Origin of the sequence: Microbacterium sp. W4I4, assembly GCF_030816235.1 — a bacterium.
Lineage (GTDB): Bacteria > Actinomycetota > Actinomycetes > Actinomycetales > Microbacteriaceae > Microbacterium.
This window is the reverse complement of sequence record NZ_JAUSXT010000001.1, coordinates 447,907-459,867: the sequence shown is the minus strand read 5'-3', so window position 1 is coordinate 459,867 and position 11,961 is coordinate 447,907. Positions and strand designations below refer to the sequence as shown.

Sequence of the window (11,961 nt, the reverse complement as noted above, 5' to 3'; positions counted from 1 at the left end):
CCCAACCCCGCGTCCTGAATCAAGAGGAGCAACTGTGACTGTCGAGATCGACAACTCATCCACCAAATTCTCCGAGTACTCCGAACCCGGCCGGCTCGTCACCACGGAGTGGCTGGCGGCGAATCTCGACAAGCCGGGCCTGGTCGTCGTGGAGTCCGACGAGGATGTCCTGCTGTATGAGACGGGACACATCCCGGGCGCGGTGAAGGTCGATTGGCACACCGAGCTGAACGACCCGGTCGTGCGCGACTACGTCGACGGCGAGGGCTTCGCCGAGCTCCTCAGCCGCAAGGGCATCTCGCGCGACGACACCGTCGTCATCTACGGCGACAAGAACAACTGGTGGGCGGCCTACGCGCTCTGGGTGTTCTCGCTGTTCGGACACGAGGACGTGCGCCTGCTCGACGGCGGCCGCGACAAGTGGATCTCCGAGGGCCGCGCCATCACCAAGGACAAGACCGTCCGCGAGGCGACCGAGTACCCGATCGTCGAGCGCGACGACTCCGTGCTGCGCGCCTACAAGGAGGACGTGCTCGCGTTCATCGGCCAGGGTCCGCTGATCGACGTCCGCTCCCCCGAGGAGTACTCCGGTGAGCGCACCCACATGCCCGCGTACCCCGACGAGAGCTCGCTTCGCGGCGGCCACATCCCCACCGCGCAGAGCGTGCCGTGGAGCCGCGCGGTCGCCGAGGACGGCGGGTTCAAGACGCGCGCCGAGCTCGAGGAGATCTACCTCGACGGCGCCGGCCTGAAGGCGGGTGACGACGTCGTCGCCTACTGCCGCATCGGTGAGCGCTCCAGCCACACCTGGTTCGTGCTGCAGCACCTGCTCGGATTCGAGAACGTGCGCAACTACGACGGCTCCTGGACCGAGTGGGGCAGCGCCGTGCGCGTCCCGATCGCGACGGGCTCGGAGCCCGGCTCCCTCTGAGCGTGGGAGAATTGCAGAGTGACTGACACGCACCTTCCCGCTCGTCTCGCCGAGGTCCGCGAGGAGTTCCTGGAGCTTCCCGAAGCGGAACGCCTGGAGCTTCTGCTGGAGTACTCCGACGAGCTTCCGCCGGTGCCCGAGCACCTCGTCGGCCACGACGAGATGTACGAGCGCGTCGCCGAGTGCCAGTCCCCTGTGTTCATCAACGTCGAGGTCACCGACGGCGTCGTCGCCATGCACGCGACGGCGCCGCCGGAGGCTCCCACGACCCGCGGGTTCGCGAGCATCCTGGTGCAGGGCCTGACCGGCCTCACCGCCGACGAGGTGCTCGCGATCCCGGGCGACTACCCGCAGACGATCGGCCTCACGAGGGCCGTCTCGCCGCTGCGCATCGCCGGGATGACGGGGATGCTGATGCGCGCGAAGCGCCAGGTGGTCCAGAAGCGCTGACCCGCGCCACGCTCAGGATGCCGCCGGCACCAGTCCCTGTGCATCCATCCAGTCGGTGATCGCCGCCGTCCAGCCGGTCTGGTCGTAGTTCCAGATCTTGGTGTGCCTGGCCACCGAGAAGGCGGGCATCGTCACGAGGTCGGGCCGCGCCGCGGCCAGTGCATGCGAGGCATCGGACGGGACGAACCCGTCGTCGTCGCTGTGCAGGATCAGCGTCGGCGCCTCGAGCTCGGATGCCCGGGCCACCATGTCCAGGCGATCGAACTCGATCGCATCCTCGGCGCCGCTCAACCGCGCCATCATCGTGTTCTCCAGCACACCCATGGCGAGGGCGGGGATCGGCTCTCGCAGCCCCTGCTCGCGCGCCTGGAACCGCAGCACCGTCCGCCAGTCCACGACGGGCGAGTCCAGCACGATGGCGGCGATCCGCAACCGGTTCCCGGAGGACACCGCGGTCTGCAGCGCGATCGCGCCGCCCATCGACCAGCCCATCAGCACGACGCGCTGGGCGCCGTGGCGCAGCGCGTGCCCGATGGCGGCATCCACGTCGCGCCACTCCGACGCGCCCAGGGCGTAGCGGCCGCCGTGCGAACGCGGAGCCTCTCCGTCATTGCGGTACGAGACGACGAGCGTGGGGTGGCCCATGGCATGGAACACGGGCACCGCGCGCAGGCACTCCGAGCGCGTCGCGCCGCGCCCGTGCACCTGGATCACCCAGGTGTCCGACGATCCGGGGAAGAACCACGCCGGGCACGGGCCGGCGGGCGAGCCGATGAGCACGCTCTCCCAGGGCAGGTGCAGCTCGCCCGGGCTCGAGTAGTACCAGCCGCTGAAGGCGGCATCCCGATCGACCTGCGCTCCGGCCTCGATCTGCGTCAGCAGCTTGCGGCGCACCACCTTGGCATCCGCGCTCAGCACCGCGCCGATCTTCACGTAGCCGTACGTGCCCGTGGTGAACAGGCCGTAACGGCCGGGCAGCTCGGTGTCGGGCGTGCGATCCAACTCGATCGTCTGCGCGCCGGTGTCGACCGCGAGGATGTGCGTGTCCGTGCGACGCACCGCCGGTGTGACCACTCGTCGAGCGGTCGCGAGCACGGCGACGGCGGTTGCCGCTCCCACCGCCAGCAGGGCAGGGACGGCGATGGCCACGGCGTGCCTGAGACTCTTCATCGCCTCCTGACTCTAGCCTGTCCACGTGACCGCACACCCGGATGCCGCAGCTCTCTTCGACGAGGCCGCGGCCGAGCTGCGCGAGACACCCTTCCGCGCCGACATCGTCGTCCGCGAGATCCCGTCACCGTCTGGGATCGCACCGTTCTCGATCGCGTTCGCGGCCGATGTGCGGCCGGACGAGCACGGCGACTCCACCTACGGGTCCGGCCGCTTCGTGCTGCTGTTCGATCCTGATGAGCCCTCAGCCTGGAACGGGGCCTGGCGAGTGATCGCCTTCGCCCAGGCGCCGCTCGAGCCCGAGATCGGCACCGACCCGCTGCTCGCAGAGGTCACCTGGTCGTGGCTCGTGGACGCACTCGAATCGCGTGATGCGACCTATCACTCGGCTTCCGGCACCTCCACGAAGATGCTCTCCAAGGGCTTCGGATCGCTGTCCGACGAGGGCGACGGCGCCCAGATCGAGTTGCGCGCGTCGTGGACACCCGCAGCACCCCTGCGTCTGCATGTGGAAGCATGGGTGGAACTGGTGGGGATGCTGGCGGGTCTCCCGCCGGGTTCAGAGGACGTCGCCGTTTTCGGCGCGAGAAGGGGCGGACGTGGCTGAATACTCCGTGATCAGTGACCGCACGGAGTTCGAGGAAGCCTGTCTCGCCCTCGCCCGGGCGGAGGGCCCGGTGGCCGTCGACGTCGAGAGGGCGTCCGGATTCCGATACTCCCAACGCGCCTACCTCGTGCAGGTCTTCCGCCGCGACGCCGGCGTGTTCCTCTTCGATCCCCCGGCGATCGGCGACTTCACCGCCCTCCAGGACGCCATCGGCAGCGCCGAATGGGTCTTCCACGCCGCCAGCCAGGATCTGCCCTCGCTGCGTGAGCTCGGACTCGAGCCGGCGAGCATCTTCGACACCGAGCTGGCCTCGCGCCTGCTGGGCAGTGACGGGTTCGGTCTGGCCGCCGTCGTCGAGCATGCTCTCGGCATCACCCTGGCCAAGGCGCACTCCGCCGCGGACTGGTCCACTCGCCCGCTGCCCGAGTCGTGGCTCGAGTACGGCGCACTCGACGTCTTCCATCTCATCGACGTGCGCGACGTGCTCGCCGGCGAACTCGAGGACGCGGGCAAGACCGAGATCGCGCGTGAGGAGTTCGAGGCGACGCTGCACCGCGAGCCGAAACCGCCCCGTACTGAGCCGTGGCGCCGACTGAGCGGGCTGCACAAGGTGCGCGGTGCGCGGCAGCTCGCCGTGGCCCGCGAGCTGTGGACCGCCCGCGAGGACTACGCCGAGGAGATCGACGTCTCCCCCGGCCGACTGGTCCCCGACCGGTCGCTGCTGGCCGCGATCCTCGCCGCACCGTCGAGCAAGCACGCGCTCGCCGGGCTCAAGGAGTTCAACGGTCGCGCCAGCCGCGCCCAGTTGGACCGCTGGTGGGATGCCATCGAACGCGGTCGCACGACCGACGACCTTCCCCGCGAACGGGTTCCCAGCGATGCCCTGCCGCCGCCGCGCGCCTGGGCGGACCGCAACCCGGAGGCGGATCTTCGCTTGAAGGCGGCTCGTCCCGTCGTCGAGGCCATCGCCGAAGAGCTGCACATGCCGACCGAGAATCTGCTCACCCCGGAGCACCTGCGCCGGGTCGCCTGGCAACCGCCGGCACTCACCGCGGATGCCATCGGCACGGCACTCGCCGACCTCGGCGCGCGACCCTGGCAGATTGCGCATACTGCACAGAAGATCGCGACCGCTTTTGTAGAAGGCCCTCAAACCGATTCGGATGCGGTCGAAGCCGCTTCGTAGGTTCGACCCAACCGATTCCTGACGCCAGGAGCGCACTCCTAGGCTGGCATCATCCCAACCAATGGAGGCAGGAGTGGCCGAGATCTCGGACGTCTTCTTCGTCGACGGTATGCGCACACCCTTCGGGCGCGCCGGCGAAAAAGGCATGTACTGGAACACCCGCGCGGACGACCTCGCCGTCAAGGCGACGATCGGACTGATGGAGCGCAACCCCTCCGTCCCCGCCGACCGCATCGACGACGTCGCGATCGCCGCGACCTCGCAGACCGGAGACCAGGGGCTCACCCTGGGCCGCTCGGTGGCGATCCTCGCCGGTCTCCCGCAGACCGTTCCCGGGCTGGCGATCGACCGGATGTGCGCAGGCGCGATGACATCCGTCACGACCATGGCGGGCTCCATCGGCATCGGCATGTACGACTTCGCCCTCGCCGGTGGCGTGGAGCACATGGGTCACCACCCCATCGGCACCAACGCCGACCCCAACCCGCGCTTCGTCGCCGAGAGGATGGTCGACGCGGGCGCGCTCGACATGGGCGTCACCGCCGAGCGCATCTTCGATCGCTTCCCGCACCTGACCAAGGAGCGCTCCGACCGGTTCGGCATGCTCAGCCAGCACAAGGTGCAGGCCGCGTACGACGCCGGCAAGTTCCAGCCCGACCTGGTGTCGGTGGCCACGAAGGGCGCCGACGGCGCCTGGGGGCTCGCCACCGAGGACGAGGGCCGCCGGCCTCAGACGACCATGGAGGATCTGGCAGCGCTGAAGACGCCGTTCCGTCCCCACGGCCGTGTCACGGCCGGCACCTCCTCGCCCCTGACCGACGGCGCGACCATGTCGCTGCTGGCCGGTGGCGGTGCGGTGAAGGAGTTCGGCCTCACCCCGAAGATGCGGATGGTCTCCTTCGCGTTCGCGGGCGTTCAGCCCGAGATCATGGGCATCGGCCCGATCCCGTCCACAGCGAAGGCGCTCAAGAAGGCCGGCCTCACGATCGACGACATCGGCCTGTTCGAACTGAACGAGGCCTTCGCGATCCAGGTGATCTCGCTGCTCGACCACTTCGGCATCGCCGATGACGACCCGCGCGTGAACCAGTGGGGCGGCGCCATCGCCGTCGGACACCCACTCGCCGCGACCGGCGTGCGTCTGATGATCCAGCTCGCCGCGCAGTTCGCCGAGCGTCCCGACGTCCGCTACGGACTGACAGCCATGTGCGTCGGTCTCGGCCAGGGCGGTTCGGTCATCTGGGAGAACCCGTTCTTCGACGGAAAGAAGAGGAAGAAGTGAGCTACGACGATGTCGACTTCACGCCCATCACGGCGCTGACCGAGGGAGAAGTCGTCACGCACTCCCCCGTGCGCGACATCCGTCTCGCCTCCGGCAAGGTCCTTGCGCTCATCACGCTCGACAACGGACGAGACCACACCCGTCCGAACACGCTGGGCCCGGCGACCCTCACCGAGCTCGGTGAGACCCTCGCAGGGCTGAAGGCGCGTGCCGCAGCCGGTGAGATCCAGGCCGTGGGCATCACCGGCAAGCAGTACATCCTCGCCGCTGGCGCGGACCTGTCCGACATCAGCCGGGTCGGCTCGAAGGACAACGCCCGCCTGATCGCGCAGCTCGGTCACAAGGTGATCGGCTCGCTGTCCGAGCTCGGTGTGCCCTCGTTCGCGTTCGTGAACGGCCTCGCCCTCGGCGGCGGCATGGAGATCGCACTGAACTCCTCGTACCGCACGGTGGACGCGTCGGCTGCGGCCCTCGCCCTGCCCGAGGTTTTCCTGGGCATCATCCCCGGCTGGGGCGGCGCCTACCTGGTTCCGAACCTGATCGGAATCGAGAACGCCCTCGAGGTCGTCATCTCGAACCCGCTGAAGCAGAACCGGATGCTCAAGCCGCAGCAGGCGTTCGACATGGGCCTGATGGATGCCATCTTCCCCGCCGCGAACTTCCTGGAGAACTCGCTGGCCTGGGCGGATGCCGTCCTGGGCGGCAAGAAGGTCGAGCGCAAGAACGAGCCGGGCAAGATCGAGCGGCTCACCAAGTGGCCCATCGCGATCAAGATGGCCCGCAACATGCTGGAGTCGAAGATCGGCACCGTTCCGCGCTCGCCGTACGTCGCCCTGGACCTGCTGGAAAAGGCGAAGAGCGGCACCAGGGCGGAGGGCTTCGCCCGCGAGGACGAGGCGCTCGCCGAGCTCGTCACGGGCGACCAGTTCGCCGCGTCGATGTACGCGTTCGATCTCGTGCAGAAGCGCGCCAAACGGCCCGTCGGCGCCCCTGACAAGGCGCTGGCGAAGAAGGTCACCAAGGTCGGCATCATCGGCGCGGGTCTGATGGCCAGCCAGTTCGCGCTGCTGTTCGTGCGCAAACTGCAGGTGCCCGTGCTCATCACCGACCTGGACCAGGCGCGTGTGGACAAGGGCGTCGCCTACATCCACGAGGAGATCGGCAAGCTGGAGGCGAAGGGCCGTCTGGACGGCGACACCGCCAACAAGCTGCGCGCGCTCGTCACCGGCACCACCGACAAGTCCCTGTACGCGGACTGCGACTTCGTCATCGAAGCCGTGTTCGAGGAGGTCGGCGTCAAGCAGCAGGTGTTCGGCGAGATCGAGAAGATCATCGCCGAGGACGCGATCCTCGCGACCAACACCTCGTCGCTGTCGGTGGCCGAGATCGGCTCGACGCTCGCTCACCCCGAGCGACTGGTCGGCTTCCACTTCTTCAACCCGGTCGCGGTCATGCCGCTGATCGAGATCGTGAAGACGGATGCCACCGCGGATGCTGCGCTGTCGACCGCGTTCGTCGTCGCCAAGGGCCTGGGCAAGAACGCCGTGCTCACCGCCGACGCACCCGGGTTCGTCGTGAACCGCCTGCTGGCCAAGGTCATGGGCGAGGCCGCGCGTGCCGTGTACGAGGGCACTCCGGTCGCCGACGTCGAGAAGGCGTTCGGTCCGCTCGGCCTGCCGATGGGCCCGTTCCAGCTGATCGACCTGGTGGGTTGGAAGGTGGCCGCGCACGTGCAGGACACCATGGTCCGTCACTTCCCGGACCGGTTCTACGCCAACGAGAACTTCCACGCGCTGGCAGATCTCGACCAGGTCGTCGAGAAGGACAAGGGCGGCCGGGTCACCGGGTTCACGAAGGCAGCCGAGAAGATCGTCAAGCAGGCCGCGGGGAACACCCCGGCATCCGCTGACGAGATCCTCCGCCGCGTGCAGGACGGACTCGCCCAGGAGATCAAGCTGATGCTCGACGAGGGCGTCGTGCCCGAGGTCGAGGACATCGACCTCTGCCTCATCCTCGGAGCCGGCTGGCCCTTCATCGACGGCGGCGCGTCACCGTACCTGGACCGCGAGGGTGCCTCGGAGCGCGTGTTCGGCGCGACGTTCCACAACCCGCCGATCCGCGGGATCGCGAGCTGACCGAAGAAGAACGATGAGCGGGCGGCACCTTCGGGTGCCGCCCGCTCTCGTGTTCACTGCGGCGGGCGCGAATCCTGCTCCCCGCGAGCCGGCCAGTTCGAGAGGGCCCGTTCGGCGATCGCGGTGATCGTCAGCGACGGGTTCACGCCGGGATTGGCGGGCATCGCCGCGCCGTCGACGACGTGCAGCCCGGGGTGACCCCACACCCGGTTGTAGCGGTCGATCACGCCGTCCTCGGGAGACGCGCTGATCACCGCACCGCCGAGGAAGTGCGCGGTGAGCGGGATGCCGAAGACCTCCGGCCACGACCCGCGCGGCTCGCTGCGCACTCCGGTCTCCTGCTGCATCCTGGTCGCGATCGCGGCCGCGGCGCGATGCGCCTGGGGCAGGTAGGACGGGTTGGGTTCTCCGTGTCCCTGCCTGCTCGTCAGAATGTCGCGGCCGAACCTCCGGCGCAGCGACAGCGTCAGCGAGTTGTCGGCGTTCTGCATGACCAGGGCGATGATGCCGCGCTCGCTCCAGCGGTGCAGGTTCGCCAGCCGGAACTGCCGGATCGGATGCCGCACGGCCTGCGCGATCAGCGAGCCGAGCCGCCGCGCCAATGACCGGTCCCCGCGCACCAGGACGGTGGCCAGAGCGCCCATGAGGTTCGACCCCGGGCCGTAGCGCACGTTCTCGACGTGCGTGCGCTCGTCGACGTGGAACGAGGTGGTGATGGCGACCCCGTGCGCGTAGTCCACGGCATCCGGCACCCGCGTCGCGATCGAGCCGTCGAGCGCCTCGGAGTTCGTGCGCGTGAGGCGTCCCACGGCATCCGAGACGCGCGGCAGCGCCCCGGACGCCTTCATGCGGTGCAGCAGCTTCTGCGTGCCCCACGTGCCCGCGGCGAGGACGACCTGCTCGGCGCGGATCGTCCTGCGTCGGCGGCGCACCCATGCCCCGGAGCGCTGCGTGGTGACCAGGAACCCGCCACGGGGATCCTCGCGCACCTCGGTGACCGTGCGCAGCGGCTCGATGGCGACGCCGCGGCGCTCGGCGAGAGCCAGATAGTTCTTCATAAGAGTGTTCTTCGCGCCGACTCGGCAGCCGACCATGCAGTTGCCGCACTGCGTGCAGCCCGTGCGCGCCGGACCCTCGCCGTCGAAGTACGGGTCGGGCACGGTGACGCCCGGCATGCCGAGGAAGACGCCGACCGGCGCGTGGCGGAACGAGTCGCCGACGCCGAGATCGGATGCCGCGCCCGCCATGATCCGCTCCACCGGGCCGGTGTGGGGCCAGCGGTCAACGACCCCCAGCATCCGCTTGGCCGTGGCGTAGTGCGGGGTGAGCTCGCTCTGCCACGCGATGTCCTTCGGCCACTGGCGGTCGGCGAAGAACGCATCGCCCGGCTCGTAGAGGGTGTTGGCGTAGTTCAGCGATCCGCCGCCGACGCCTGCACCGGCGAGGATCATCACATGCGGGAGCCGGTGGATGCGCTGCACGCCGAAGCAGCCCAGCAGCGGCGCCCAGAGGTAGCGGCGCACATCCCAGGAGGTCTTCGCGAAGTCGTCATCCTCGAACCTGCGCCCCGCCTCGAGCACCCGCACGCGGTAGCCCTTCTCCGCCAGCCGCAGGGCGGCCACGGATCCTCCGAACCCCGATCCCACGATCACGACATCCTCGTCATACTTCATCCGGTCGCTCCTTCGGGACCATCATCGTCACGGCACCCGGTCGGATGCCGATCGTGCATTCCTCGCTGCCCGCGCGCTCGCCGTCGGCGTAGACGATCAGGCCGGGGGCCGAGGCCCGCACGCGGGCAGCCCTCCGATGTGTCACCTCGGAGCGGCCGAGATGCGTGCCGCGCAGCAGCAGCGGGAACACGCGCAGCAGCTTGACCCGTCCCAGTGGGGCGACGTGCACGATGTCGAGCAGACCGTCGTCGGGCTCCGCATCGCGGCAGATCGGCATCCCGCCGCCGTAGGTGGGCGTGTTCCCCACAGCGAGCAGGGTGCCCGGCATCCGCTTCGGTGCACCGTCATCCATGCGGATGACGAAGTCCGTGGGCCGCAGGCGCAGCAGTTCGATGACCAGCGCGAGGTAGTAGCGCAGCCGCCCGCTCGGATGCCGGAGGATGTTGGTGCGCTCGCTGACCTTCGCGTCGAATCCGAGCGCCGCGACGGTGAGGAAGGGCCTGCTCTCCCCCTGCGACTCGACGGTGCCGAGATCGATGCGACGGGGCAGCCCCTCCAATGCCAGCATCGCCGCGACGCCTGGTGCGCCTGTCGGGATGCCCAGCGCCCTGGCCAGATCGTTGCCCGTACCGGCGGGTACGAGGGTGATGGGCAGGTGGGCATCGGCGAGCACGTCGACGATTCCCGTGAGCGTGCCGTCGCCGCCGACGACGACCACTCCGTCCGGGTTCCCGTCGACGATCTGCCGCATCACTGCACGCGTCTGCGCCGCGCTCGAGCCGGTGAACACGCTCACCGAGGCTCCCGCCGCGCGCAGTACCCGCTCGGCTTCCGCGGCCGCGTGCGCACCGCGCCCCTTGCCCGCGAGCGGGTTCACGACCATCGCCAGGCGCGGAGTCTCAGCCATCGTGGGACCCGTCGCCCAGAAGCACGCCGGGGTTCATGATCCCGCGCGGGTCGAGCTCGCGCTTGACCGCGCGCAGGATGCGGATGCCGGTCTCGCCGATCTCTTCGGCCAGCCACGGCGCGTGGTCACGGCCGATCGCGTGGTGGTGCGTGATCGTGCCGCCTGCTGCCATGATCGCATCCCCGACACGGTGCTTGACGAGGCCCCACACGCCCAGCTGATCGGTCTTCACGCCGGCCAGAACCGTGAAGTACAGCGAGGCGCCCGTGGGATACACGTGCGACACGTGACACATGATGAAGCTCTTCGCCCCGGCATCCGCGAAGCCGTCCTTGAGAGCCGCGTTGACGGCTGCACGCAGCGCGTGCAGGTTCGACCAGGTGGTCGCCGTCTCGAGTGTCTCGCAGAAGACCCCGGCATCGAGCAGCGCGTCGCGCAGGTAGGGACCATCGAAGCGCGTGCGCGCCCAGTCCTCCGCGGCGGTGCGCCCGGAACTGCTGCCCCCGGCGGCGGTGATCAGCGCGGCGGTCCGCTCCCGTCGATGCTCGGCATCCTCCCCCTCGAACACGGTCACGGCACTCGCACCCTTGGCGAGAACCTTGCCGATCTTCCCGATCTGCGCCAGGCTCACCCCCGTCTCGGCTTCGTCCGAGAGACGGATCACGGTCGGTCCGACCTCCCGCTGCACGACCTCGCGCAGTGCCGTGGCACCGGTCTCGAAGTCGGGGAACGTCCACGACTCGACGATGCGCTCGACAGGAGCGCTGTGCACGCGTACGCGCACCTCGGTGATCACCCCGAAGACACCTTCCGAGCCGACCAGCAGGCGTGTGAGGTCCGGACCCGCCGCCGAGCCCGGCGCACGCCCCAGATCCAGGTCGCCGGTCGGGGTGGCCACGCGGATGCCGGTGACCATGGATTCGAACCGTCCGTAGCCGGCGGAATTCTGACCCGACGAGCGCGTGGCGGCGAAGCCGCCGATGGTGGCGTAGCGGAAGCTCTGCGGATAGTGGCCCAGCTCGAAGCCGTGCTCGGCCAGCAGCCGCTCGGCTTCAGGACCACGAGTCCCGGCGAGCAGCACCGCTTCGCCGCTCACCGCGTCCAGGCGCACGAGACCGCTCAGGCGTGCGAGATCCATTGCGATCACTGCGCGGTGTGCACCGGCATCCGGGTCCACGCCGCCCACGACACTCGTCCCACCGCCGAAGGGGACGACAGCGATGTCACGGGCGGCAGCGGCCTGCAGGACCTCGCAGACCTCGGCGTGGTCCGCGGGACGCACGACGGCATCCGGAACCCGCTGGTGGCGTGCGCGGCGGCGCAGCAGGTCGGGCGTCGATCTGCCCGCGGCGCGTCGGATGCGCATCTGCGGGTCTGTCGAGGCGTGCGATTCGCCGACGATGGCGCCGAACGCCGTGAGGTCAGCCTCCGTGAGCCGGGTTTCGTCCACGGCCACGCGCTGGATCTCGGGTGCGGGTTCCGGTCGGTGGACCCGTCCGAGCATCACCGGCAGCAGCGCCCGCACGGCACGCGGCAGCTCTGTGGCGCGGTCGGGGTCGCCCCAGCCGTCCCACCGCATCTCGGGTGAATCGACTGCCCTGTCGTCTTGATCATCCATGC

At 69.4% G+C, this 11,961-nt stretch carries 10 protein-coding genes; 6 read left to right on the top strand and 4 right to left on the bottom strand.

The genetic code is table 11. The features are described 5' to 3' along the window. The first annotated feature begins 34 nt into the window (after positions 1 to 34). Both QF046_RS02105 and QF046_RS02100 read left to right on the top strand, forming a co-directional pair. Positions 35 to 931 (top strand): sulfurtransferase, encoded by an 897-nt coding sequence (locus QF046_RS02105; protein WP_307365728.1) that lies wholly within the window; start codon positions 35 to 37, stop codon positions 929 to 931. 18 nt (positions 932 to 949) lie between these two features. Then, the gene (locus tag QF046_RS02100; protein WP_307365726.1) at positions 950 to 1,381 is read left to right on the top strand and encodes a SufE family protein; all 432 of its coding nucleotides are present in this window, start codon (positions 950 to 952) and stop codon (positions 1,379 to 1,381) included. A gap of 12 nt (positions 1,382 to 1,393) precedes the next feature. Here QF046_RS02100 and QF046_RS02095 read toward each other — a convergent pair whose 3' ends face one another. Continuing rightward, on the bottom strand, positions 1,394 to 2,551 hold the full coding sequence (locus QF046_RS02095) for a S9 family peptidase (protein WP_307365722.1): 1,158 nt from the start codon (positions 2,549 to 2,551) through the stop codon (positions 1,394 to 1,396). A 25-nt stretch (positions 2,552 to 2,576) separates the two neighbouring features. Between QF046_RS02095 and QF046_RS02090 the strand changes: the two genes are divergently transcribed. The 4 genes from QF046_RS02090 (at position 2,577) to QF046_RS02075 (ending at position 7,761) form a co-directional block, all read left to right on the top strand. After that, the gene (locus QF046_RS02090) at positions 2,577 to 3,158 is read left to right on the top strand and encodes a DUF3000 domain-containing protein (RefSeq protein ID WP_307365720.1); all 582 of its coding nucleotides are present in this window, start codon (positions 2,577 to 2,579) and stop codon (positions 3,156 to 3,158) included. Beyond that, complete coding sequence (locus QF046_RS02085) at positions 3,151 to 4,344, top strand: HRDC domain-containing protein (protein ID WP_307365717.1); 1,194 nt, start codon at positions 3,151 to 3,153, stop codon at positions 4,342 to 4,344. The genes QF046_RS02090 and QF046_RS02085 overlap by 8 nt, the downstream gene beginning before the upstream one ends. 73 nt (positions 4,345 to 4,417) lie before the next feature. Next, positions 4,418 to 5,626 (top strand): thiolase family protein, encoded by a 1,209-nt coding sequence (locus QF046_RS02080; protein WP_307365715.1) that lies wholly within the window; start codon positions 4,418 to 4,420, stop codon positions 5,624 to 5,626. Next, positions 5,623 to 7,761, top strand: coding sequence for a 3-hydroxyacyl-CoA dehydrogenase NAD-binding domain-containing protein (locus tag QF046_RS02075; RefSeq protein ID WP_307365713.1), 2,139 nt, complete (start codon positions 5,623 to 5,625; stop codon positions 7,759 to 7,761). The genes QF046_RS02080 and QF046_RS02075 overlap by 4 nt, the downstream gene beginning before the upstream one ends. A 53-nt stretch (positions 7,762 to 7,814) precedes the next feature. Here QF046_RS02075 and QF046_RS02070 read toward each other — a convergent pair whose 3' ends face one another. The 3 genes from QF046_RS02070 to QF046_RS02060 are packed head-to-tail and all read right to left on the bottom strand — an operon-like array spanning position 7,815 to position 11,959. Then, the gene (locus tag QF046_RS02070; RefSeq protein WP_307365710.1) at positions 7,815 to 9,434 is read right to left on the bottom strand and encodes a GMC oxidoreductase; all 1,620 of its coding nucleotides are present in this window, start codon (positions 9,432 to 9,434) and stop codon (positions 7,815 to 7,817) included. Next, positions 9,424 to 10,341 carry a diacylglycerol kinase family protein gene (locus tag QF046_RS02065; protein WP_307365708.1) on the bottom strand — a complete coding sequence of 306 codons (918 nt, stop codon included), beginning with the start codon at positions 10,339 to 10,341 and terminating at the stop codon, positions 9,424 to 9,426. The genes QF046_RS02070 and QF046_RS02065 overlap by 11 nt, the downstream gene beginning before the upstream one ends. Continuing rightward, positions 10,334 to 11,959 (bottom strand): FAD-binding oxidoreductase, encoded by a 1,626-nt coding sequence (locus tag QF046_RS02060; RefSeq protein WP_307365705.1) that lies wholly within the window; start codon positions 11,957 to 11,959, stop codon positions 10,334 to 10,336. Before QF046_RS02060 ends, QF046_RS02065 begins: the two co-directional genes overlap by 8 nt. Positions 11,960 to 11,961 lie beyond the last annotated feature (2 nt).